We start from the raw sequence: 23,139 nt of genomic DNA on the forward strand, positions 1-23,139 counted from the left end.
CCGCAACCTAGGCCGTTGGGTCCCAGACCCCGTGGAAGAGCGCGAGTTCCAACAGGTCCGGGCTCGGCGAGCGGGGCCAGCGGACACCAGCCGAGGCGAGCTGTCCGGAGGCGGCTGCCATCCACCGCAGGTACACGTCGTACCGGTGCGGTGTCCAGCCACCGTCCGACCACGTCCAGGCCGCAACTGCTTCCGCAGAGGGAAGACCCATGGCGGCCCCGACCCGCCCTGCATGACTGCGCACGACACGCGCGACCCTCTGATCGAGGATCAGCGCCCGAGGGGTCCCGGAAGCGGTCACCGCCAGGGCGAGGAAGTACAGGAGCTTGGTGAAGAACGCCGGGCCCAAACCCCTGACCGCTCCGTTCAGAGCCCTGTAGCCCGCGACCGCGTCCGCTTCGCGCAGGGCCAAGGCCGCCTGCTCGACCGCCGTGTCGACTGCACCGCCCGCCAGAATCTCCTTGAGGCGGTGGGGGCCGTATCCGGTCCTGCCCTGACCCCACACATACGAGGCCACGAGCGCCTCGGACCACTCCTGCCGGGCACCTGCCGCCCGTACCGCGGCGACCACCTGGGCACGGCTGACCATCGCCACAGTCCCCTGACCTCGGTCCGGGAACGCGCCGGGCCACGGTTCGAGACCCGCCCAGTGCGCAGGCACGTACTCGACGGCGTGATCACCAACACCAACCGCGTATCGCGCTCCGCCTCCGGCCAGCCAGCCCCCGATGGCGTCGACCGCAGACGCCGGCAACAGCCGTTCCATCAGTTCCGCGTCCAGCGCGTCCGCGAGATCTTGTCTTCTCATCTTCGCCCCCTCGATGCCCCGAGGCCGCAATCCTGACAGGCCCGGCCGACGGTCCGACGAGGTCGGCGAGGAGTTATCCCCGCCGGGTGCCGGGTGCCGGGTGCCGGGTGCCGGGTGCCGGGTGCCGGGTGCGGATCGCGGCCGAGCGCCGTGCCCACGAGGTGGCCCGTTTGCTTTACCCAGCGTGTGCAATTATCGTCGTGCACAACAAACCGCGTCTGCAAATATCTCGCGCCGGAAACGCCTCGGCGCGGGGGACCGACAGAAAAGGCACCACCATGTCTCTCAAGAGCATCCTTCCCGGCCGGCTCGGCTTCGGCACCGCCCCGCTGGGCAACATGTTCCGGGCCATTCCCGACGAGGAGGCCCGCGCCACCGTCGAAGCCGCCTGGGAGCAGGGCATCCGCTACTACGACACCGCTCCCTTCTACGGCGCGGGCCTGGCCGAGGAGCGCCTGGGCCAGGTCATCTCCGCCGAGCCGCGTGACGCCTACGTGCTGTCGACCAAGGTCGGCCGGGTCGTCCTGGACGAGCCGGAGACCGATGTCCCCGACTTCGGCGAGAAGGGCGGTCTGTTCGAGCACGGCAACCCCAACAAGATCGTGCACGAGTGGACCGCCGAGGCCACCGAGCGCTCCATCGAGGGCAGCCTCAAGCGCCTGGGTGTCGACCGGCTCGACATCGTCTGGGTCCACGACATCGCCCAGGACTTCCACGGCGACGCCTGGCTGCAGAAGTTCGAGGAGGCCCGCACCGGAGCCTTCCGTGTCCTGTCCCGCCTGCGTGACGAGGGTGTCATCAAGGCCTGGGGCCTGGGCGTCAACAAGACCGAGCCCATCGAGCTGACCCTCGCGTTGGACGAGCCCCGTCCCGACGGCTTCCTCCTCGCCGGCCGCTACACCCTCCTCGACCACGAACACGCGTTGCAGCGGCTGCTGCCCATGGCCCAGGAGCAGAACGTCGACATGGTCGTCGGCGGTCCCTACAGTTCCGGCATCCTCGCCGGCGGCAGCCACTTCGAGTACCAGCAGGCCCCGCCGGAGATCATCGAGCGCGTCGGCAGGCTGAAGGCCCTCGCCGGCGAGCACGGCATCAGCATCAAGGCCGCCGCCCTGCAGTTCTCCCTCGCCCACCCCGTGGCCGCCGGCGTCATCCCCGGCGCCACCCGGCCCAGCCGCATCGCCGAGGACATCGCCGCCCTGAACGAGGAGATCCCGGCCGCGTTCTGGCGCGACCTGCGCGCGAGCGGTCTGGTCAGCCCGGCCGCCCCGCTGCCCGAGGGCGCCTGACCCCGCCTCCCGCACCTTTCCCCACACCAGGATCCAGGAGAACGACCATGGCCTCCACTTCCGTCAGCCGCATCGTGCCCGCCTCGCCCGACGAGGTCTGGAGCCTGATCGGCGGCTTCGACGCCCTGCCCGACTGGCTCCCCTACATCTCCGAGAGCACCGCACTCGAAGGCGGCCGGGTGCGCCGGCTGAAGAGCCCTGAGGGCGAGGTCATCATCGAGCGCCTCGTCGACTTCAACGAGGCCGAGCGTCACTACAGCTACGCCATCCTCCAGGGCCCGTTCCCCGTCAACGGCTACGTGTCCACCCTCCGGGTCCATGCGATCCCCGGTGAGGAGAGCGCCGCCGAGGTCCAGTGGTCCGGACGCTTCAACCCGGACGGCGCCGCCGAGCACGAGGTCGTCGACCTGTTCACCGGCATCTACCGCGACGGCCTCGACGCCCTCCACAAGACCCTCGCCGCCTGACACCGCGGCCGAGCGGCCATTCATGAGGCGACCTGCGGGCAGACCGTGCCGGACGAGGATGCGGTGGAAGCGGTGGGTGGTGGAAGCGGTGATGCGGCCCCGGGCGGGCGGACGCACCTCGAAGGCCGGTGGCCGGCCGCCGGACCGGCCACGGCGCTTGCGTCGAGCGACTTGGTCGGTCTAACTCGTCCAGCTGTGGGCCACGTCGACCACGACCCTGCCGTCCAACTGGGTCACGCGGAACGGCAGTCGGGCACGCACACCGAGACCGACCTGCGTCTGCCCCTCGAAGGTGCCGCCGAACCGGGTGTCCCGGAAGGTTTTGTACCCGCTGATGTTCACGCCGGGCAGAGCCTTGCCCACCTTCCCCGGATAGGTCGGCACGCCACGCTCCAGGTCGTAGCTCCACGCGCCGACGCGGATGTCGAGGATCGCCCCGCCGGCGACCGGTATGTACTCACCCGAGGGGTCCGCGTAGAACCGGTCCACGTACTGGACGTGGTAACCGATCTTGCCGCCGCCGGGCACGTCGAACACGATGCGGTCGTAGCACTCGTGCTGTCCTGTCCTGATGTCCTCCAGGTGATCGGCTCCCGTGGCGGCACCGCCCTTGGCGCCGCTGCCCCAGCCCGTCGGGCAGGCCGCTGCCACGCGCGGTGCCTCCGCCGGGGCCGCGCCCGCGGTGCTCGCCGCCGTACCCAGCGTGGCGCCCGCGAGTACGAGCACCGTCACTGCCGCTCTGACACGTCGCATCCTGTCCCCCTTGGTCGCGCTTGCTCGCGTAACTCTGATGTCAGGTGAGACGGCCGACCGTACCGGAAGGTTGTACGGCAGACGGGGGCAAATAGGGAATCACGAAGGAACGACGTCCAAGAGGTGGCCCCGGACGCCCGAGGGTCTCCGCCTTGGCGGGGTGTCCCGCAGTCTGCGACAGGAAAAGTGCATACGGTGATCAGCTCGGGGCACACGAGCCCCTGGAGTGCGCATCCACCGCTCCCCGGCCGTCCAGCCACCCGGCGGGGGTGCGCTCACAGACGTCGCGGGCCCTGCGGAGCGGCCCGCCTTTCGAGAAGGTTGTCGCTGTGTTGCTGCCTGCGGAGAAGGAACTACGTGCGGTACTGGCCCGCTTCGCCGACGCCCGCTTTCGCCATGACGTACAGCCCACCGGTCACTCCAGCCGGGAACTGGAGGACGCCTCCTACACGCTGTGCGTCATGACCGGTACGCAGTCGTTGGACGAGGCCCTCATGGCCGCCGACGCCCTTTTGGACCGGCTGCGAGCGGACCGCACGGTGGCCGCCAGAGCCACGCAGACCCTGGCTGCCTGACGGCAAGCCCCCGGGCGGTACGGCGCGGGGGAGTGGTGTATCGCCTGGGGAATCGTCGTACGCACAGGTGTGCGGCCCGCCGGTGCAGCGGGCCGCACAGGGAGGGGCGCCTCGGGTCGGTCAGCCGCCCACGTGCCAGGTGAAGCCGCCGTTGTTGGCGGCGACGGCGAGGAGCACGAGCCACAGGACGACGTCGACCACGCCGAGGACGATGCCTGCCTTCGCCATGCCCGCCCCACCCTTGGCGGCCGACTGCCGCAGTCCGACGGCGCCGAACACGACAGCCAGCGGGCCCAGAATGATGTTCAGTAGGAAGAGTCCGACGATTCCGCAGCACAGACCGGCGACTGCCAGACCGTTGGTGCGAGAACGAGAGGATGCGGTGGAAGACCCGCCGTAACTTGTCATGGTTGCTCCCGCGCTGATGACGATCGGGCTCAAACGACCTCTAGCCCTCTTTGGTTGTCTCTTGACCCCCCGGGTGCCCGGCGCGATTCGTTCCATGTCATGCCCAGGGAAACTCAAGGGCCGGCGAGCGTTCAACAGGACTGCGGCCGGCCTCTCTTGTGGAAATTCGACCGCATGCGGATCGCATGGAACGAAGAGCTTTTCCACCGAGAGGCAGCGTGGTTGCGGGACGTCGCGTCGCGGACCCGCCGGTATGCCCAGGCGTTCCCCGATCTCGGTGCCGGAGAGCGCCGCAGGCTGCGACACCCCCGGCGCACGCCCCCAATGGCGACGGCGGCCCCCCGCCCGGCGGCCGGCCGGCACAGGCTCGCGAGCCCGGCGTAGAACGCGCCCCAGGCGGTGAGCGCGGTGGCGGCGCCGAAGCCGCGGCGGGCGGCACGACGGTCCGGCGAGTCCCGTCGTCCACGATGAGGCACAGCCAGGGCCAGGCGCCGGCGGTACGGCCCGCAGCCGCCTCAGTGCTCGCTCGTCTCGCTGGGCAGCCCGGACCGGTCCGGGCTGCCCGACCCTGCGGGCTGTTCGTGGGGGAGCCGCCGCCGCGCCGACCTGAACGAGCGAGCAGTTCGCCGCGGTGGCCGGGCGGGGTAAGGAGACTCAGGCCCGAGCCACCGGTGCCTGCAGTTCCGTCACCCAGTCGTCGCGGTCGGCGGGGCATTCCAGGTTGATCTCGCGGGGGTATCCGGTCGAGTGGTACCCGTGGTCGTCGATCCAGCGGGCCAGGGTCTGGGCCGTGGGGAGCACACCGTCCATCGAGCCGCGGTGCACGATCGTCGCCGCCTGGTCGAGGGACGGCAGGTCCAGGATGCGGACGGTGCCCTCCTGGAGCGGGGCGGAGACCTGGACGGCGGCGTGGACGGTGATCCTGCCGCCGCCTTCCGGGGCGTCCTCGTAGTAGGCGACACCGGGCCCGGTGGGGGTGATCCCGGCCGCACGCAGGCGCCGGAACAGCTCGTCGTAGAGCGGACCGATGACCGGACCGATGTCCTCCGGCTCGAAACTCTCCGCGACAGCGGTCAGCTCCGCGACCCGCAGGGTGGGGACGGTCTTGATGACGACGTCGTTGGCGGGCATGTGCCCCTCGCTCTCGATCGCTCGGAGTCTCGCCTCGACCTGCACCAGGCGTGCTTCCGCGGCGGCCATGGCGGATTCCAGTTCGGCCCGCCGCAGCCGCAGCATGCCGCGCAGTTCCTCGACGCCGACCTTCTCCTCGACGATGTCCCTGACCTGCTGGAGGGTGAATCCGAGGTCCTTGAGCGCGATGATCCGGTTCAGGCGGGCGAGCTGGGCGGCGGTGTAGTAGCGGTAGCCGCTGGCAGGGTCGACGTGGGCCGGGTGCAGCAGGCCGGTCGCGTCGTAGTGACGCAGCATCCGGACCGAGACGCGGCCGTGCCGGGCGAAGTCTCCGATGGTGAACATGATGTCTCCGAGCAGACCGCCTGACACGGTGTGAGAGTCAAGAGGCTACCCGGCTGCCGAGGAACCAGCCGCTGACTATGTAACTCCTCGGTCGCGCTGTTCAGGGGCGGGCGGCCGCGTAGAGGACGTCGCGCAGTTCGGGCAGGTTCTCGCGGTCCTTGCGCCACACGAGGCGGAGGCTGAGGTCGGGTACGGGGAGCGCCAGCTGGACGAGCGTGCCGGCACGGAGGCTGTCGGTGACGGCGAAGCGGGGCAACAGGGTGACGCCGAGACCGTGTTCGGCCCAGGCGCGCATCACGGGGACGCCGCCGGCCCGGACGCGTTGGGGAGCGGTGCCGAGGAGGTGCTGCCCGGCCAGCCAGAAGGAGCATTCCGGGACGTTGACCAGGAGCCGTTCGTCCGCGAGGTCGGCAGGGGTCAACGCGGGGCGGGTCGCCAGGGAATGGGCCGGGGTCGCGACGAGGGCCAGGGGCACGGGGTCGAGGTCGAGGAAGGCGAGAGGTTCGGCGGGGGCGGGGAAGCCGAGCCCGCCGAGCGCGTCCCCGACGTCGAGGAGGAGAGCCGCGTCGAGGCGCCCGTCGGCCACGTCGGTGAGAAGCTCTCGGCGGGTGCGGTCGGAGTGGACGTCGACCGTGATGTCGGGGCGGCGTTCGGCCAGTCGGGCGAGGACGAGGGGAACGTGGGAGCCCGCCAGGGTCTCCAGGGCGCCGAGCCGTAGCCGCCGGCGCTCGCCGCGGACATCGTGGACGGCTTGTTCGGCGGTGTCGAGCAGCGTCCGTGCCCAACCGCGCAGGCGCTCCCCGGCGGGCGTCAGCTCCATGCCTTTGGGGCCGCGGGTGAACAAGGCGACGGCAAGGCCGCTTTCGAGGGTGCGGATCTGCTGCGAGACGGACGAGGGAGCGAGCCCGAGGGCGACGGCGGCGTCCGTGACCGTCCGATGCCGGATCACGGCCTCGAAGGTGACGAGTTGGCGTAGTTCCACGTACGCGCCCAACACCGCGGAAGCGTACGGAAATTCCGAACGCAGCATGCGGCCGCGCCGGTGGAACGCCCCGCCCGCTCGGACCGATGGTGGGCGGCATGACTGATCTGGCTGCTCACCGGAGGCTTGCTCTCCCATGACTGTTGTGAACCCTGTCGTGCCTACGGTGCCCTCCTCGTCCCGGGCGAGGCGCGCGGGCGCGTTGACCGGCGTATCGCTGGGCTACTTCATGGTGCTGCTCGACACCACCGTGCTGTCCGTCGCCGAACCCGACCTGGCCGCGTCGCTGCACACGTCGATGGCCGGCCTGCAGTGGACCACCACCGGGTACACCGTGGTGTTCGCGGCGCTGCTGCTCTCGGCGGGGGCGGCGGCCGACCGGTTCGGCGCCGACCGGGTCTTCCGGACCGGCACGGCCGTGTTCGCGCTCGCGTCCCTGCTCAGCTCCCTGGTCCCCGACCTGGGTGCGCTGCTGGGCCTGCGGGCGGTGTCCGGGGCGGCGGCGGCCGCGTGCGTGCCGGCGTCGATGGCACTGATCGCCCGTCTCTACCCGCAGCCTGCGGCGCGGGCCCGCGCGATCTCGGTGTGGGCCGCGGTCAGCGGGGCGGCCGTCGCGGCCGGCCCGATCGCCGGCGGCGCCCTGGTGGAGGCGGCCGGATGGCGGGCCGTGTTCCTGGTCAACGTGCCCCTCGGGCTGCTGGTACTGGCCCTGACCTGGGGACGGGCGGTGCGCTGCCCGCGCGGCGCCCACCGCGTCGACTGGCCGGCCCAGGCCGCGGCTGTCGTGGTGCTGGCACTGCTCACCGACGTCCTGATCGCGGCCGGCGCGGGCGCATGGATCCACACCGCGTGGTCGGCGGGCGGGCTCGGCGTCGCGGTGACGGTGTTCACCCTGCTCGAACGACGCAGCCAGGCCCCGGTCCTGAACCCGACGCTGCTGCGGTCGGCACCGGTACGGGCCGGGCTGCTGGCGGGCGCGGTGACCAACTTCGCCCTGTCCGGGGCCCTGTTCGTGCTGCCCTTGCTGCTGCAGCGCGAACGTCACCTGAGCGCCCTGGAAACGGGCCTGGCGTTCCTGCCGCTGACCGTCCCCTTTGCCGTGAATCCGCCGCTGACCGGCAGGATCGTCGCCCGCACCGGCCCGCGGCCCCCGATCGTCGCCGGCCTGGCACTCCTGACCGCCGGAGGCACGATCCTGGCCGGCACGGTCTTCGCCGACGGAGCCTACGTCTGGCTCTCGGTGGGCCTGCTCCTCACCGGCATCGGCATCTCCTTCGTCCTGCCCGCCCTCGCCGCGGCCGTCATCGGCGTCGCCCCGCCCGGCACGGCCGGCTCCGTCGGCGGCCTGCTCAACGCCATCCGCCAGATCGGCGCCACCCTCGGTGTCGCCCTCATGGGCGCCGCCGCGACCGCCGGTACGGGATGGTCACTGCTGCTGTCGGGCGGCCTCTGCGCCCTCGCCTGGCTGGCCTTCTCGCTTACGCCCGGGGGTGCACCCCGGTAGCAGCCCCCCTGTGGCGGACCAGTGGGCGCCTCCCTCCCCGAGGGCGACCGGGTCCGACTACCGTGACGCACACGAGAGTTGCTGGGCGGCGGCGCCGTGCCCCGGGTCCGATGTAAGCGTCCGCAGGGCCGAGGCAGTGGGTCGGCAAGGGCGGCGGAAAGGACCGGCGAGGCCGCCGCCGACGGCGAAGGCAGCAGCGCGGTTGCCGGCATCGACTACAGCCGACCGCTCGACCCGGTGAGAGCGCAGACACAGCGGGGCGGTCAGGCGGGCAGGCAAGAGCCGACACGGCCGCGTGGACGCCTCTGCCGCGGAGGTCGAGGTGACCCACTCCGGGAACGCTTCGGCAGCGTCCGGGCCAGGGCGGTGACCGGCTACCGCGGACGGGCGCAGGGAACCGACGGTCGCCCCCCGGTGGCGTACGGGTGTCCGCGACTGGGGACGTGATCGCGTTCGATGGCGGGGTCGCCAACGCCGGCTACATCCACCAGGTGAGCGTCGAGCAACTGACCATGGTGCAGCAGCGCGTACCGCAGTAGCCGGCCCCCCTGGCCGCACCACGTCGGTCTCATCCCGCCCCGGACGCAGTCCTTCCTGCACCGGCACCTCACCCGACGCAGCCGGCCGGCCTGGCTCTCGTGGTCACCCCGTCGGTTCCGGGAGCCACAGCCAGGCTTGCCCGCGGTATTCCTTGTCCTCGACCAGCAGCCGTTCGAACCGATGGGCGGCCAGCCCCGGATAGCCTTCGCCGACGACGTACTCGTACAGCTGGTCGGAGACCAGAACGGCGAAGTCGGCTTCGGGGTGGTCCGTCAGGGCGTCGCGCAGCACCGAGCTGTTCAGCAGCCGACTGATCTCCACGATGGTGGACCCCGAGAAGCCGAGCGCGGCCTTCCCGGTCGGCCCCACGACCGTGGCCATGCGCAGCCGCATCCGGTCGCTGAACCGGTCGTTGTCGGCGGCGAGGTGTTCCTGCCACGAGCGGACCAACCGCGGGAGGGCCCGGTGCAGCTCCGCGCCGGCCGGCAGGAACACGTTCATCCCGTCGCCGGTCGACTGGTGGCTGGTTTCCTCAAGGCGGTATCCCAGGTCGTCGAGCACCTCCCGGACCAGAACGGCCAGTCGCTCTTGCACGCTCTCCTTCGCGGGAGAGGTACGGCTGCTGTACCGCTCCACGTCGACCGCGAAGCCCATGCGCAGGCTGATCCGCTGCTCCGGTGCGCGGTGGCGCGTGGCGGGCGGCAGCCCGGTCACGCCCAGCAGCTCCGCGCCGGGCGACAGTTCGGATCCGGGCCGTGTGCGCCCACCCTCCACGAGTCCCAGTCGGGCCAAGCGGCCGATCTCCTGCGCCTTCTCGCGTGCGGCGGCCAAGTACTCGGCGTCGTCCGCCAGTTGATGGACCAGCGCCTCGGCGAGCCGCCGGTCGGCGGGAAACGGCTCGGAGAGCGAGGCCGTCATGTTGGCCACGGCGATGTCCACGGTACGCCGCATGCTGCGCACGTCGGTCGCGGCGAGCGTCAGATCGGCCTCGGCGAGCCGCAGCCGGGAAAGGGCGGGGAAGCCGTCCGCCGGTCGCTCCAGCACACCACGCGTCTGCGCCGCGAGGTCGTCCACGCGGTCGACAAGGCGGCTCAGTTGCTCGCCGTCGCTGCGTACCCGGGCCTGGTAGCGCAGTTTCGCGGCGTGCATCAGGTAGCGGGCCAGCGGCGGCATGTCGGGGTCGCCCTGGCTCCAGGCCCAGGCACTGAGCTGGGCGTCCTGCCCGGCGGCCGCGAGGACGACGACGCGCCGGCCGGCCCCTTCGTCGTCCGGTGAAACCTCCCACACCGCGAACCCGTTGTCGGTCGTCCAGCCCCGCAGCCACCAGTACGGTGCGTGGTCGGCGCCGGGCAGCACCGCCCGTACCGCGTGCGCGGTCATGTCGAGCGGCGAGGCCGGATGGCCGGCGGACTTCGCCAGGCAGATGCGTACGACCCCGAGCAGCGCGTCGGTGCCGCCCGCGGCCAACGCGTCCCACCACCGGTCGTACTCGATCCACCCGGGCGGGGCCAGGGACCCGGTGCGGGACCGGGACGGCGTACCGACCGGGGCGGAGAACGCCATCGACAGGTTCACCACGTCGTGCTCGCGCCGAACGATGGCCTGGTAGCCCCCCGTGCGGTCCTCGATCGCCGCCGCGGGCCGGCCCGGGGACAGCATGCCCGCCTCGGGCGGCAGGTGGGCCGGCAGGCCGGTCTCCGGGATCCGGTGGACCATGTCCAGCCTGTCCCGGCAGCCGTCCCAGATGCCGAGGATCTGCGCGTAGGCCCGTTTGGCGTACGGTCCGTCGGTCGGGGCGTAGACGTGGACGACGAGTTCCTGGTCAGCGGGTGCCGGTGCGGACCGTGTCACCGTCGCCTCCCACGTCGGCCGTGGTGCCGTCGGGCCGGGGCTCCCGCGGCCGGCCGCCGAGGGTGTGCACCAGGCGGTTGGCCCGGTCACGCGTCTTCTCCGGCACCGGGATCAGCGCCTTGGAACCGATCCTGGTGATGCGGACGGGGCCTGCCAGTTCCAGTTCGGCCGTGGCGGCGCGCAGCGCGTCGCCGTCCCCCTCGACGAGGGCCTGGTCGAGCGAACGGACGAGCGCCTCCACGCGCTCCCAGCGCTCCGCGGTCAGCTGCCACTGGAGCAGGTCATCGAGGACGTCGACGGCGTCGTCACGTGTTTCGCCGTCGATCGGAGCGACACCCGACATGCAATCCCCCTCAGCCACGTGCGCGTACGCTCACTGTAGCCTCAACGACATCCCTCGGTTCATGTCCAGCGGACCCTCTCGGTGGAAGCGGGCTCACGGCGTGCCCGGGCCGCTCCGGGAGTCGCCGGCGGCTCACATGTGAGTCGCCCTCAGCACCGCGGCGACGGCGATGGCCGCCAGGGCGATCAGCAGAAGCGCGACACTCCGGCTCACCCAGCTGTACTTGCGGCGCGCCACGAGCGCGTTGGCCCAGATCTGGTCGGCGATCGCGGTGACGAGCGCCTCCTCGTCCTGGAGCAGACCCGTCAGCCTGGCGCGGTAGGCGGCACTGGCTCCTGCGTACCGCCGCGCTATGTGGTCGTAGTACAGCGGGCTGTCGGGTACGCCGGAGCCGCGCAGGCGCGACCGGGGCCACAGGGCCATCCCCGCGGTCAGCCCGGCCGCCAGGGTGCACAGCGCACACAGCGACGCAGCGGCGGCGAACCATGCGGAGCGATCACCGGCGCCGGTCACCAGGGTGTAGAGGACACCACCGAGAGCAGCGGCTGCCGCCAGCGTCGTCGCCGCCTTGGCCTCGGCGTGTTTGCTCCACTCCCGGACGTTCTCGAGGATCCGCCATACGTGGTCCGTACCCGGCTGCCGGCGCCGCGAGGGCGTCACCCTCGTACCCGCAACCGTCGTCCGTGCTCGTGTCATCGTTCCCCCTCCGCCCCCGGATGCGGGCGCGCGCCTCGCCTATCGTTTCCAGCACATGCCTGGTTCATGCCCATGTGACCAGTGACAAAGCGGACGCTCCGGTCATACAGTGGCTCATGCTTGCGAGCTTCCAGGGGGGAAGCGGCGCTGAGGCCGACTCAGGAGACCGCGTTGCGCGATCGTCTGCTGCACTCTCTCGGTGACCGGCTGCGGAAGGCCGACCAGGGTGACGTGATGTGCGTCCTGGAGCGGGAGGCGCTGGTCGACGCCGTCCAGCTCCTGGCCATGGCCGTCGACGAGACGGGTACCGCCGCGGACTACTGCTGCGACATCGAAACCGCCCATACCCTCGGACGGCTGCACTGGTACCGCTGCCGCCTGCTGCCGGCCGCGTTCCGGCGCACCGATCAGGAGCGGGCCTTCGCGCTCTTCGCCGGGCTCCAACGCATCGCACCCACACTCGTACCGGCCGCATTGCGCGACGAGATCGCCACCTACGCGGGGCCGGTCGTGCCGGTCGTGGCGGACCATGTTCATCTGGAGTGCCGGGCCGTCAGGATCCATGACACGGGAGGTGATCTCGCCGAGGCCGCCGACCTGCTGCGGGCGGCCGCGGCGGCAGCCCCGGCGGGCAGCCGGGACCAGGGGCTCGTCCTGTCCAACCTGTGCGGGGTGCTGCGGGAGCTCTTCGGCCACAACGCGTCGCTGCCGGACCTGGAGTCCGCCGTCGCCGCGGGGCGCCAGGCCCTCGGCGTGCTTCCTGCCGATGAAGCGACGTGGATGATCCGCTCCAACCTGGCCATGGCTCTCCTGGACCGTTTCCACACCACGAAGGACCCGGCCGACCTGAGCGAAGCGGTCGGCCTGCTCCGGCAGAGCCTGTCCGCCGCCCCGGGAGCCGACTCCCGGTTCGCCCCGATGCTGGGGCTGCTGTGCTCCAGCCTGTTCCGTCACTACGCCGTCTGCGGGGACCCGGCCGTGCTGGGGGAGTCGATCGACGTCGGCCTCAGGTCACTGGCCCTGACGGGCAAGCGTGACGAGCACCGCGCGCTACTGCTGGACGACCTGATCAACGCCTCCCAGGAGAGGTACGCCAGGCTGGGTGACCTGGCCGACATCAACGCCGCGTTCGAGCTGGCCCGCGAGGCGCTCGGCCTGGCAGAGCACGGGAGTCGCCGCCATGCCCGGCTCTGGGCGCGGGTGGCCGTCCTGGCGCGGATCCGGTTCGTGGGATTCGGCCAGACCAACGACCTCGAGACGTCGGTCACCATGCTGCGGTGCGGCGACAGCCCGTCGGAGAGCGAGGACGAGCGCGCCGACCGCCTTTCCGAACTCAGCGCCTCACTGCAGGTGATGCACAGACACCTCCGCGGGGACGCAACCGACGTTCTCGACGAGGCCGTCGACACCGGGCGCGAGGCTGTCAAGGCCGCGACAGAGGCCAACCCCATGCGGTGGGACCACATCGCCAACCTGGCCGCCGCCCTGGCCCTGCGCGGCGAGATCGGCCGTGACAGCGCACTGCTGGACGAGGCGGCGGAGCTGCTGACCCTCGCCCTAAAACTGTGCCAGGACACCCCACAACGTTGTCGGCTGCAGATCAACCTGGCCGCTGCGCTGGAGCGCCGATGGGACCTGCGCGGCGACGAAACCGACCGGACCTCCGCGATCGCGGCGCTCCGGAAGGCGGCCACGGCCGTGGACGCCCCGCCCGACGAGCGCATCGAGGCCGCGGAGAGGTGGGGAAGGCTCGCCACCGATGCCGGGCGGATCGAGTCCGGTCAGGAGGGCTACGCGACGGCGCTGGATCTGCTGCCCCTGCTGTCCTGGCCGGGACTGGACCAGGTCAGCCAGGAACAGCGGCTGATGCGAGTTCAGGGACTGGCGTCCGCAGCGGCCGCCGCCGCCCTCGTCGCCGGAGATTCGGAACGCGCGGTCACCATCCTCGAACACGGCCGGAGCATGCTCTGGACGAGGCTGACGCAGATCAGGGCGGACCTGGCCGCGCTGGAGGAGAACCATCCCGAGGCGCGGGCGCGGCTGGCGGCGCTGGGCGCCGGCCTCGACCCGTCGACGGATCGGGAGATCCGCGCGACGGGCGAAAGCTTCCGGTCGGTGGCCGACCGCGAGCGCATTTTCGCGACACGCCGACAACAGCGCACGGGAAAGCGCATGGCCACGGCGCGGGCGTGGGAGGCCACGCTGGACTCCTTACGCACGACACCGGGCTGGGAGCACTTCCTGCGCCCTTCGGACACGGCACGGCTCCGGGCGAGTCTGCGGCACGGTCCCGTCACGGTGGTCAACACGAGCGCGCACCGGTGTGACGCCCTGATCGTCCATGCCGACCGCATCGATCTCGTACCACTGACGGACCTCTCCATGTCCGACGCGATCGCACGGACCGACCGGTTCATCACCGCGTTGACGGAATGGGAGCATGGGGATGCCGGGTCCGACACCGTCGACCCGGTGATCGGCGACACGCTGGAATGGCTGTGGGACACGGTGGCCGAACCGGTTCTCGCCCGCCTCGGGCACCTCTCGTCGCGCGGCGGCCCCGACGGCCTCCCACGCCTGTGGTGGTGTCCCACCGGGCCGCTCACCGTCCTTCCGCTGCATGCGGCCGGCTCCCACCGGGACGGAGCCCCCGGGTCCGGCCGTTCCGCGCTGGACCGGGTCGTCTCCTCCTACACACCCACGTTGAACGCCCTCAGCCGGGCAGCCGCCCCTTCCCCCGCCACGCCGGGCAGCAGACGGCTGCTCGCGGTCGCCGTACCCCACGCTCCCGGCGAGCCGTCACTGCCACGGGCGGTGCGGGAGGCCGAATTCCTCGCGTCGTGTTTCATCGAGCGCCACACCTCCCTCCTCGGCCCGCAGGCCACCCGTGACAACGTCCGGGAGGCCGTCACGCGGCATGCGTGGGTGCACTTCGCCTGTCACGGGGAGCAGAACGCCTCCCTGCCGACCCGCGTCCGCGCCGAGGGGCCGCGCGCCTCCGGTCCGCTGAACAGCGGTCTCAGACTCCACGACGGACTGCTGACGGTCGCCGACATCGCCGATCTACGGCCCGACGACGCGGAGTTCGCGTTCCTGTCGGCCTGCAAGACCGCCCTCGGCGGGGGTGACGAAGGCATCAACCTCGTCAACGCGATGCACCTGGCCGGGTACCGTCATGTGATCGGCACCCTGTGGTCCGTCCCGGACCCCGTGATGGGCAGGCTGGTCAAGGACTTCCACCACCGGTCCTCCTCCGACGGACGGTTCCGGCCGGAGACCTCCGCCCGAGCACTGCACGGAGCCGTCCAGAGCCTGCGGCACCGGTTCCCGCAGAACCCGAGCCGATGGGCCCCCTTCGTGCACACCGGTCCGTGAGGCGGCACCACCAGTGACGGATACGACAACGGACCCGGACGGAGCACGGGCGACGACTGTCCGCGCCCTGGCCGTACAGGGCGACCACCACCTCCGCGAAGGCCGCCCGGACGAAGCGACCGCCATGTTCCGGGCCGCACTCGAGATGTACGACGGTCTCGGCCCGGCAGGCAGGGCGGCGCTGTGCCCTCCGGCCGGCGAGCGAGGCGGGATCACGGCAGCCCGGCTGCATGCCGGTCTCGGCGTGGCCGCCTTCCAGGCCGGTGCATACGCCGAGGCCAAGGCCTGCTTCCTGCAAGCCCTGGCGGAGGACGAGGCCGCCGGAGACGACCCGGCCGTGGCCCGCGATCTCGGAAACCTGGGCGTGGTCAGCCGCCAGACCGGCGACCTCGACGGTGCCCTGTCGGCCTACGAACGCGCTCACCGGATCGAGACCCGGTCCGGCGTCCCACCCGCCGACCTGGCCGTCACGATCAACAACATCGGCATGGTGCTGCGCGGCCGGGGCGAAGCAGCGGCCGGTCTCGCCCGCTTCCGGGAAGCCCTCTCCCTGCTGCCGCCCCACGACGACTCCCTGGCCGCGCGCCGCGCCAGCGTGCTCAGCAACATCGCGGGGTGCCACCTGGACAGCGGGCACCTGGCGGACGCGGTGGACCACTACCGCCAGGCTCTCGACACGATCGAACGCCTGGCGGGCGAATCGGCGGACGCGGCCAGGTACCACAACAATCTGGGGTTCGCCCACCACGTGCTGGGTGAATCGCAACGAGCACTCGCCGAGTACGAGCACGCCCTGCGCATCGACAGCCGGATCAGCCCCCGTTCCGGAGACGTGGCGCGGGACCTCATCAACATCGCGGGCGTCCACCGTGACGCCGGAGCCCTGGACAGCGCCCTGCGCTACTACCGGCGGGCACGCCGGCTGCTGGCCAAGGTCGCCCCGCGCTCGCCGGAGATGGCGGCGTGCCTGACCAATCTCGGGGGAGTGCTCCATCTTCGCGGCGACGTGGCCGGAGCCCTGCGTTGGTACCGCAGGGCCCTCGACCTGGAGCGGGCGATCGCACCGGAATCGGCCGGGGTCGCCCGCGACCTGGGCAACATCGGTTCGCTCCTGCTCGAACAGGGGGAGCTCGACGAGGCGTACGACCACCTGCAGCAGGCCCTCACCCTGGAGCGGAAGTCCGGTGAGGACTCCCTCAACATGGCATTGTCCTCCCACAGTCTGGCCCAGGTGCTCCACGCCCAGGACCGGTGCGACGCAGCCGTGGAGGAACTGACCAGGGCCATGGAGGTGGCCGAGTCACTGCGCTCCCGGGCCGGCCTCGACCGGGCGAGGGAGCTCGTGCTGGCACAACACGAGGTCGTGTTCACGGACCTGGTCGACTGGCTGTACGACCGGGCCGCGCCCGGAGACCACGCACAGGCCTTCCTCGTCGCCGAGCGCTTCCGTGCGCGCGTGCTGCTCGACCTCTTCGCCGAACGCCTGCTCGAACTCCACCCGTCGGACGACCACCAGCGCGAAGTCCTGCGCCGCGAGCAGGAGGCGGCCGATCGCCTGGCCGCAACCTTCGCCCGTCGCTCCCGCGCCGAGCTGGAGCACGACGAGGACGCCAGGCAGCGACTGGCCGCCGTCGAGCACACCCAGGCGGAGGAACTGGACCGCCTGCGAACCGAGGCCCGCACTCTGATCCCCGCCTACGCCAGCCTGCGTGCACCAACTCCGGCCGCGCTCTGGACAGTTCAGGCACATCTGCGACCGAACGAACTCATGCTGACGTACCTGCTCACCGCAACACGCGCCTTCGTGTGGGCGGTACGACGAGACGCCGTCACACTCCGCGAGTTGCCCGAGCATCCCGAGCGCATCGCGACGCTCGTCCAGGCGGGGGTCGGGGACTACCGGCAGGGAGGCCACGGGGGACCGGATGCCCAGGCCGCCCAACGGCAGCTCGCCCGGCTGCTCCTGGAACCGGTGCCCCAGGAGTTGTGGAAGGGCGTGGGCCGTCTGACCGTCGTACCCGGCGGGCAACTCGCCTACCTGCCGTTCGAGCTGCTCCCCTTGCCTTCGGGACGACTCGTCGTGGACGAGTACGTGGTCGGCTACTGTCCGTCCTCCACCGTCTTCACCGAGCTGCGGCGACAGACGCGACGGGAGCCCTCCTCCTGGGGCGAACGCCAGTTCGTCGGCTTCGCCGATCCGGTCACGGCTCACACCGACCGGCCGCTGTCCTCCACACTTCCGGCGGCACAGTCCGAGGTGCGCCGGGTGGCCGCCTCGTTCGGAGCCGCGGGATCGAGCTGGACGGGCCCCGACGTCACCAAGAGCCGTATCGCGGCGACCGTCCCCGGTCACCGTTACGTCCACTTCGCCACGCACGCCTTCCTGAACGACCACGAGCCGCTGTACTCGGGCCTCCTGGTCGCGCCCGACGCCCCGCCGGCTGCGCGGGACGCATCACGGGAAGGCGAGGCCGAGACGCTTCTGCAGGTCTACGAGATGTTCAGGCTCCGTCTGTCGGCCGAGGTCGTGGTGTGCTCGGCCTGCCAGAGCGGCCTCGGGCCCATCCGCGCGGGCGAGGGCCTAGTCGGCATGAGCCGGGCGCTCCTGGTCGCCGGAGCGGAGACGGTGGTGCTGACGTCCTGGCCGGTCGTCGACACACCCACGAGCCGTCTGGTACGCCGGTTCTACGAGTTCCTCAGAACCGGCCACGGACCCGCCGATGCCCTCACCCAAGCCAAGCGATCGGTCCGGCACACGCACCCGGCCGTGTACACCACTCCGGCGACCTGGGCAGGACTCGTCATCGTCGGGGCCAAGTAGCGAGGCGTCCGCCTGCTGTACGCGCGTCCGGGAGGGCTCCCGGCCAGCGCACAGCCTGCCGCGTTGATCGCGGTGAATCCCGGAAGCGGTCCCCTGGCCGAACTGCGTCAGGGGTGGAGCCGCAGGACTTTGGCGAGCAGCGCGGAGAGTTGTTCGCGTTCGGCTGGGGTGAGGTCCGTGAAGGTGTCGTCGAGGAACTCGGGTACCGCGTCCTCGGCACGGGCGAGGAGTCGGCGCCCTGAGTCGGTGATCGTGACGGCGTAGGCGCGGCGATCGCCCGCGTCGCGTTCGCGCCGTACGTGCCCCGCCCGCTCCAGACCGTCGCAGATGCCGACCATGACGCTGCGGTCGATGCGCAGTTGGTCGCTCAGGACCCGCTGCGAGCTGGGTCCGACCTCGGCGAGCATCTTGAGCACCAGATGCTGGCCGACGCCGATCCCGGACTCGTGCGCCCGGGCTTCTGCGGCGCGGGCGACGACGGTCGAGGCTCGGCACAGAGCGATGTCCAGGCGCTCCGCGGCAAGCGTCGGAAAGTAGCCGGCATCGCGGTTCGCGGCCTTGGGCGGCATGCCCACCTCCTTTGCGTGTGCGGCGGTCACCCGTCAACCGTACCAAGAATCATCTGCCCCCAGATTGTTTGCGCCCCACTCATCGAATTTGTATGCTCGCCAATCATCTGTCAGCAGATTGTCTGTATGGAGATGGAGATTTGGCATGGTCAAGCCCGACGGCCGCAGCCGATTACCCCCGGGCCCCGCCCGCCCTCGGACCCGACTTGACGCTGTCGGAGGGCACGCTCCAGTGGCTCGTGTCGGGACACACGGTCCGTGACCGACCACCCCACGACGCCCACCGACCCCGTACATCCGAAACAGAGGAAGCGGCCGTGACCCTGGACCTGACTACCGACCAACTCCTGTCCACCACCCGCGCGGTGCGGAAACGCCTGGACCTGGACCGCCCGGTCCCGCGCTCCCTGATCGAGGAGTGCGTGGATTTGGCCACGCAGGCGCCGACCGGCCGCAACCGGCAGCGCTGGCACTTCATCGTCGTCACCGAAGACGCCCAGCGGCGGGCCGTCGCGGACATCTTCCTGCGCGCCCTACCACTGGCCCCGGGACATCCCCTGACCGAACGCGACGCGTGGCGCATGAACTACCACCCCGACTCCACCGAGCGTGTCTTCGACGGCCTGCGCCACCTGGTCGAAAACATCCACCGGGTGCCCGCCTTCGTCATCCCCGGGGTGGAAGGACGCACCGACCACGCCCCGGTGACCGTGCAAGCGGGGGTGTGGGGCTCGATCCTGCCGGCGGTGTGGAGCTTCATGCTGGCCGCCCGGGCACGCGGCCTGGGTACGACCTGGACGACAGCGCAAGGGCCACTGGAGCGGGAGTTGGCCGACGTGCTCGGCGTTCCGTACGACGACATCATGCTGGCCGCCTTCATTCCGCTGGCCTACACCATCGGCACCGACTTCAAGCCGGCCCGCCGGATCCCTCGCGAGCACGTCCTGCACTGGGACCGCTGGGAACAGCGCTCCGCCGGGCCCACGCACTAGCGCACCGTTGCGCCCGCCGCATGCCACGCAGTTCCACCGCTCCGGGCCCCGTCCTCCGCTCGCCGACGGGGCCCGCGCGCGACTGGCCCACGAGCCGTTTCCTCACCACCGGCGTCTGCGCCGGCAGCATCGTCGTCGCCACGGCCGGCCTGCTGCACGGCCGGGAGGCGACGACCTACATCGCGGTGCTGCCGGACATGAGCGAGGAGCCGACCCCAGGCGCCGTCGGCCGATCAGCGGCCGAAGAGTTCGTAGACCGTCTTCCACGGACCGTGAGCTTCACGTTCTGGGCGTCCCCCGCGGTCACGGCCGTCTGCACGGTGGCCGCGGCGGACCGGCCGGCCGTCACCGAGCCGGCAGACGGGCTGAGCGCGACGGAAGTCGCTGCCGCACTCGGTCAACTGGGTCTACCTCCATGCGGCTGCGGGCTCGTTGCCCATGTCGATTCGCGCGCACCTGGCGATCAGCTCAGCCGTCTCGTCGGCGGCGTCTGCCGCTTTGGTCAGGTCACCTACTCCGAGGAGGGCGAGGGCCGTGTTCATCTGCTGGACAGCGACGGGGAGGCTCGTTCCGCCACCGGGACGATGGCAGTGGGCCGTCAGAAGGCGCAGGCGGTACTGAACTTCGACGAGATCGTCGAACCATTGCTGCAGGAGGGCCTCGTCGGGCGTACCCCCTGCGGGGATCTTGTGGCGGTAACTGGCGGCTTTGGTCAGCGCGTGGAAGACGCCGTCGTAGGCGGCGGCCCGTTGGTCCCGGCGCCATGTCGCGGCCTCGTGTCGTGCTTGCCGTCGTTCGGACAGGGCCGAGCCAAACAGGGCCGTCAACGCGCCGAGGGCTGCACCTATCAGGCCAACGATCGCCGATGTCACTCTGCCCCCTGGAAGTTGGAAGTCGGGCTCCGAGCGCGCTTGGGAGGAGGGGCCCGTAGCCGAGCCATCACATAGCGTTCAAGTCTCATTGTTGCCGCGGGCGGTAGGCCATGAGTACCTCGATGACGGATCACCAGCGAGATGGTGGGCGGCGGACCAGCGGCCCGGAGTCGGGGTGACTGTGCCCGCCGAGGCCCTGCTCGAGTACAGACCGTCAACGTGGCCGTATTCTGCTGCGGTTACGGGGTGCGGTGACCAGGGGGAGGCGTACGTGCAGCCGTTGGAGTCCACGGATCCGGCCGTGATCGGCGGCTACCCGCTGCTGGCGCGGCTCGGTGCGGGCGGTATGGGCCAGGTCTACCTGTCGCGCACGCCGGCGGGCCGCCCGCTGGCGTTGAAGACGGTTCGCCCCGACCTCTCCGCCGCGCCGGACTTCGAGAAGCGCTTCTCCAGGGAGATCCGCACCAGCGACCGGGTCCGGTCTCCGTGGACCGTCTCGGTCGTGGACTTCAGCCCGCCAGGCCAGCGCCCGCAGTGGCTGGCCACCGAGTACGTCGCCGCGCCCGCCCTCGCGGACTGGGTCACCGCCCACGGCCCGCTGCCGCCTGCCACCCTGCGTGTCCTGGCCGGCGAACTCGCCGGCGCGCTGGCCGCTGTGCACGCCTGCGGCCTGACCCACCGGGACGTCAAACCGTCCAACGTCCTCCTCGGTCGAGTCCGGCCCATGCTCATCGACTTCGGCATAGCCCGTGCTGCCGACGACTCCCGCCTCACCGGTACCGGCGGTGTCATCGGCTCTCCCGGTTATCTGGCGCCCGAACAGGCCGTTCAGGGGACCGTCACCGAAGCGGGTGACGTCTTCTCCCTGGGCGCGGTCCTCGTCTTCGCCGCCACCGGCACCGGCCCGTTCGAACTACCGGGCGAGCAGCCCTCGGCACCCCTGCTCCTCTACCGCATCGTCCACGAGGACGCCCGCCTCGACGGCGTACCGGCCGACCTCGCAGAACTCGTCGCCCGCTGTCTGGCGAAGAATCCGCAGGACCGGCCACGAAGCGCAGAGCTGGCAGCATCGCTGTCGGGGGAGGGGACCGTCGGCGATCCTCGGGCGGGGGCGTACGGAGCCGGGACCGCGCCGGGGGCCGGCGCCTGGGAGCGGACTCTTCCACCCGGACTCGGTGCCGACCTCCAAGCGCGGGAGGCGGAGGTCGCCCACCGGTGCGCGGTGCCGCCGGACCACCCGGCCTCGACGGCCCGGACGGCGCCCGGGCCCGGGATACCGGGAGTGCCGACGACCACCGGGGCGGTGGTCCCGCCCTCCGCCGGCCATCCGGCCCCTGGCACGGCCGCGCCGTATCCCCCCTCCGCCATCGCGGGGGCGAACCCGCCCGGGCACCCAGGCTCCTCCTCGCCGTCGTACGCGGCCCACCACCCCGCGTACATCCGCGCGCGCCGCCGCGTCCGCTGGATGGCCGCCGCCTGTGCCCTCACCGTCGTCGCCGTCGCGACCGGCATCATGCTGCTGCACCCGTTCGACACGGCCGACCACGGCGACGGCACCTCGTCCTCCCGGTCTCCCAGCGCCTCCGCTCCTGCCCTCTCCGTCAAGTGGGCCGGCGTGTGGACGGGTACGGGCCCGGGCGTTCCGCACGCCGACGGCCAACTGCATCCGCGCACCAACTCCTTCAAGGTGACCCTCACCCTGCACACGGCTTCCGTGGGTGAACTGGCCGGTAAGCAGGTCAGCAACATCACCGAGGTCGGCACCGGCCGGGAGGTCGGCTGCACGGAGGCCCTCGCACTGCGAGCCGTGCGCGGCACGACGGCCACCTTCGAAGCGGTCACCAGTCACCCCACCGACCGCTCGGACACTTCACTGCAGTGCGAGACCGGCCACCTGTACGTCGTCCAGCTCGCCGACGCCGACACCATCACCCTCGGCGAAGAGGGCGCCCAGTCCGCGGGTGCGCCCGAGGCCGTGCACCGCAGTCGCCGCACGTCCTGATGTTCGTTTCGCTGTTCACCGAAGTAATGAGGCATCCTGGAGCCATGGACCACGTACCTGCCTCCGAACCGGCGGATGCTCCGGCTCCCGCCGCGCGGCTTGCCTCCTTCGCCGCGGCCCTGGCCGATGAGACTCGTGCCGCCATCTGCATGACCTTGCTCGAAGGGCGTGCCTGGACGGCGGGTGAGCTGGCCCGCGCCGCTGGGGTCGCCCCCTCCACGGTCAGTGGGCATCTGACCCGCCTGCTGGAGGCGGGGGTGTGCGTGACGGAGCGGCAGGGGCGGCACAGCTACGTGCGCATCGCCGATGCGGCCACCGCCCGTCTGGTCGACGAACTGGCCTCGCACGCCGTCCCGGGCCGCGACGCGGCCCACGCCGTGCCGGTGGTTGCCGCACCGGACCCGTTGGTGCGGGCCCGCACGTGCTACGACCACTTCGCGGGCAGGCTCGGCATGGCGGTGACGGATGCGATGGCAGACCGGGGGTTGCTGCGCACGGAAGGCGTTTTCGCGCTGACGCGAGCCGGATTCGCCTGGTGCGAGGAGGCGGGCGTCGACGTGACGGGGGCGGGGCGCAGGCCGCCGGCGAGTTCGTGCCTGGACTGGACCGAACGCCGGCGCCACCTGGGCGGCCTGGTCGGGGCGCGGCTGTGCGCGCGGGCCCTGGCCGAAGGCTGGGTGGTACGCCCGGAGGGCGGCGGACGGGCCCTGCTCGTGACGCGGGCAGGAGAGGAGGCCTTCGGTGAACTCCTGGGCCTCACACCGCAGGCGTGGAGCTAGGGGGGCGCCCCACAGCACCGGCCACATCCGGAGGCCA

General features: G+C 71.5%; 19 protein-coding genes. 9 read left to right on the forward strand and 10 right to left on the reverse strand.

Annotated elements, in window-relative coordinates; all coding sequences use genetic code 11:
- Nucleotides 1-7: 7 nt before the first annotated feature.
- Nucleotides 8-808, reverse strand: coding sequence for a hypothetical protein (locus ABZ923_RS15155; RefSeq protein ID WP_361471053.1), 801 nt, complete (start codon nt 806-808; stop codon nt 8-10).
- 278 nt (nt 809-1,086) lie between these two features.
- Here ABZ923_RS15155 and ABZ923_RS15160 point away from each other — a divergent pair, with 278 nt between their 5' ends.
- Both ABZ923_RS15160 and ABZ923_RS15165 read left to right on the forward strand, forming a co-directional pair.
- A complete protein-coding gene (locus ABZ923_RS15160) occupies nt 1,087-2,097 on the forward strand; it encodes an aldo/keto reductase (protein WP_361471054.1) in 1,011 nt (336 codons plus the stop codon).
- 47 nt (nt 2,098-2,144) lie between these two features.
- Nucleotides 2,145-2,564, forward strand: coding sequence for an SRPBCC family protein (locus ABZ923_RS15165; protein ID WP_361471056.1), 420 nt, complete (start codon nt 2,145-2,147; stop codon nt 2,562-2,564).
- A 180-nt stretch (nt 2,565-2,744) separates the two neighbouring features.
- Here the strand turns inward: ABZ923_RS15165 and ABZ923_RS15170 are convergent, their stop codons facing one another.
- Complete coding sequence (locus ABZ923_RS15170) at nt 2,745-3,317, reverse strand: hypothetical protein (protein WP_361471058.1); 573 nt, start codon at nt 3,315-3,317, stop codon at nt 2,745-2,747.
- 329 nt (nt 3,318-3,646) lie between these two features.
- On the opposite strand from ABZ923_RS15170, the gene ABZ923_RS15175 reads away from it, so the two are divergent.
- On the forward strand, nt 3,647-3,892 hold the full coding sequence (locus ABZ923_RS15175; protein WP_361471059.1) for a DUF5133 domain-containing protein: 246 nt from the start codon (nt 3,647-3,649) through the stop codon (nt 3,890-3,892).
- 120 nt (nt 3,893-4,012) lie between these two features.
- Here ABZ923_RS15175 and ABZ923_RS15180 read toward each other — a convergent pair whose 3' ends face one another.
- From ABZ923_RS15180 to ABZ923_RS15190, 3 genes are all read right to left on the reverse strand, one after another.
- A complete protein-coding gene (locus tag ABZ923_RS15180; RefSeq protein WP_361471121.1) occupies nt 4,013-4,300 on the reverse strand; it encodes a DUF4190 domain-containing protein in 288 nt (95 codons plus the stop codon).
- Nucleotides 4,301-4,954: 654 nt separating this feature from the next.
- Nucleotides 4,955-5,776: a MerR family transcriptional regulator gene (locus ABZ923_RS15185; RefSeq protein ID WP_361471061.1), complete on the reverse strand. Its 822-nt coding sequence runs from the start codon at nt 5,774-5,776 to the stop codon at nt 4,955-4,957.
- Nucleotides 5,777-5,876: 100 nt separating this feature from the next.
- Nucleotides 5,877-6,773: a LysR family transcriptional regulator gene (locus tag ABZ923_RS15190; protein ID WP_361471063.1), complete on the reverse strand. Its 897-nt coding sequence runs from the start codon at nt 6,771-6,773 to the stop codon at nt 5,877-5,879.
- 187 nt (nt 6,774-6,960) lie between these two features.
- Between ABZ923_RS15190 and ABZ923_RS15195 the strand changes: the two genes are divergently transcribed.
- A complete protein-coding gene (locus ABZ923_RS15195; RefSeq protein ID WP_361471065.1) occupies nt 6,961-8,262 on the forward strand; it encodes an MFS transporter in 1,302 nt (433 codons plus the stop codon).
- A 642-nt stretch (nt 8,263-8,904) separates the two neighbouring features.
- On the opposite strand, the gene ABZ923_RS15200 is transcribed toward ABZ923_RS15195, so the two are convergent.
- From ABZ923_RS15200 to ABZ923_RS15210, 3 genes are all read right to left on the reverse strand, one after another.
- On the reverse strand, nt 8,905-10,653 hold the full coding sequence (locus ABZ923_RS15200; RefSeq protein WP_361471067.1) for a CATRA conflict system CASPASE/TPR repeat-associated protein: 1,749 nt from the start codon (nt 10,651-10,653) through the stop codon (nt 8,905-8,907).
- A complete protein-coding gene (locus ABZ923_RS15205; RefSeq protein ID WP_361471069.1) occupies nt 10,625-10,996 on the reverse strand; it encodes a CATRA system-associated protein in 372 nt (123 codons plus the stop codon). The genes ABZ923_RS15200 and ABZ923_RS15205 overlap by 29 nt, the downstream gene beginning before the upstream one ends.
- 132 nt (nt 10,997-11,128) lie before the next feature.
- Nucleotides 11,129-11,692 carry a Pycsar system effector family protein gene (locus ABZ923_RS15210; RefSeq protein ID WP_361471071.1) on the reverse strand — a complete coding sequence of 188 codons (564 nt, stop codon included), beginning with the start codon at nt 11,690-11,692 and terminating at the stop codon, nt 11,129-11,131.
- A 171-nt stretch (nt 11,693-11,863) separates the two neighbouring features.
- On the opposite strand from ABZ923_RS15210, the gene ABZ923_RS15215 reads away from it, so the two are divergent.
- Nucleotides 11,864-15,067 carry a CHAT domain-containing protein gene (locus ABZ923_RS15215; protein WP_361471073.1) on the forward strand — a complete coding sequence of 1,068 codons (3,204 nt, stop codon included), beginning with the start codon at nt 11,864-11,866 and terminating at the stop codon, nt 15,065-15,067.
- Nucleotides 15,068-15,080: 13 nt separating this feature from the next.
- Entirely contained in the window at nt 15,081-17,888 is a 2,808-nt protein-coding gene (locus ABZ923_RS15220) for a CHAT domain-containing protein (RefSeq protein WP_361471075.1), read from the forward strand.
- A 107-nt stretch (nt 17,889-17,995) separates the two neighbouring features.
- Here ABZ923_RS15220 and ABZ923_RS15225 read toward each other — a convergent pair whose 3' ends face one another.
- The gene (locus ABZ923_RS15225) at nt 17,996-18,457 is read right to left on the reverse strand and encodes a MarR family winged helix-turn-helix transcriptional regulator (RefSeq protein WP_361471077.1); all 462 of its coding nucleotides are present in this window, start codon (nt 18,455-18,457) and stop codon (nt 17,996-17,998) included.
- A gap of 317 nt (nt 18,458-18,774) precedes the next feature.
- Between ABZ923_RS15225 and ABZ923_RS15230 the strand changes: the two genes are divergently transcribed.
- Nucleotides 18,775-19,449, forward strand: a complete 675-nt coding sequence (locus ABZ923_RS15230; protein ID WP_361471079.1) for a nitroreductase family protein — start codon at nt 18,775-18,777, stop codon at nt 19,447-19,449.
- Between the two features lie 407 nt (nt 19,450-19,856).
- Here ABZ923_RS15230 and ABZ923_RS15235 read toward each other — a convergent pair whose 3' ends face one another.
- Nucleotides 19,857-20,321, reverse strand: coding sequence for a hypothetical protein (locus ABZ923_RS15235; RefSeq protein ID WP_361471081.1), 465 nt, complete (start codon nt 20,319-20,321; stop codon nt 19,857-19,859).
- A 271-nt stretch (nt 20,322-20,592) separates the two neighbouring features.
- Between ABZ923_RS15235 and ABZ923_RS15240 the strand changes: the two genes are divergently transcribed.
- Together ABZ923_RS15240 and ABZ923_RS15245 are read left to right on the forward strand one after the other, a co-directional pair.
- Nucleotides 20,593-22,323 (forward strand): protein kinase, encoded by a 1,731-nt coding sequence (locus ABZ923_RS15240; RefSeq protein WP_361471082.1) that lies wholly within the window; start codon nt 20,593-20,595, stop codon nt 22,321-22,323.
- Between the two features lie 44 nt (nt 22,324-22,367).
- Entirely contained in the window at nt 22,368-23,102 is a 735-nt protein-coding gene (locus tag ABZ923_RS15245) for a winged helix-turn-helix domain-containing protein (RefSeq protein ID WP_361471084.1), read from the forward strand.
- Nucleotides 23,103-23,139: the final 37 nt, after the last annotated feature.

Source organism: Streptomyces sp. NPDC046881 (genome assembly GCF_040645015.1).
GTDB lineage: Bacteria > Actinomycetota > Actinomycetes > Streptomycetales > Streptomycetaceae > Streptomyces.

Excerpts from the sequence above, each read along its gene's own strand:
- ABZ923_RS15205 (WP_361471069.1), bottom strand. The coding sequence starts at position 10,996 with ATGTCGGGTGTCGCTCCGATCGACGGCGAAACACGTGACGACGCCGTC.
- ABZ923_RS15170 (WP_361471058.1), bottom strand. The coding sequence starts at position 3,317 with ATGCGACGTGTCAGAGCGGCAGTGACGGTGCTCGTACTCGCGGGCGCC.
- ABZ923_RS15165 (WP_361471056.1), top strand. The coding sequence starts at position 2,145 with ATGGCCTCCACTTCCGTCAGCCGCATCGTGCCCGCCTCGCCCGACGAG.
- ABZ923_RS15160 (WP_361471054.1), top strand. The coding sequence starts at position 1,087 with ATGTCTCTCAAGAGCATCCTTCCCGGCCGGCTCGGCTTCGGCACCGCC.
- ABZ923_RS15185 (WP_361471061.1), bottom strand. The coding sequence starts at position 5,776 with ATGTTCACCATCGGAGACTTCGCCCGGCACGGCCGCGTCTCGGTCCGG.
- ABZ923_RS15245 (WP_361471084.1), top strand. The coding sequence starts at position 22,368 with ATGGACCACGTACCTGCCTCCGAACCGGCGGATGCTCCGGCTCCCGCC.
- ABZ923_RS15155 (WP_361471053.1), bottom strand. The coding sequence starts at position 808 with ATGAGAAGACAAGATCTCGCGGACGCGCTGGACGCGGAACTGATGGAA.
- ABZ923_RS15180 (WP_361471121.1), bottom strand. The coding sequence starts at position 4,300 with ATGACAAGTTACGGCGGGTCTTCCACCGCATCCTCTCGTTCTCGCACC.
- ABZ923_RS15225 (WP_361471077.1), bottom strand. The coding sequence starts at position 18,457 with ATGCCGCCCAAGGCCGCGAACCGCGATGCCGGCTACTTTCCGACGCTT.
- ABZ923_RS15210 (WP_361471071.1), bottom strand. The coding sequence starts at position 11,692 with ATGACACGAGCACGGACGACGGTTGCGGGTACGAGGGTGACGCCCTCG.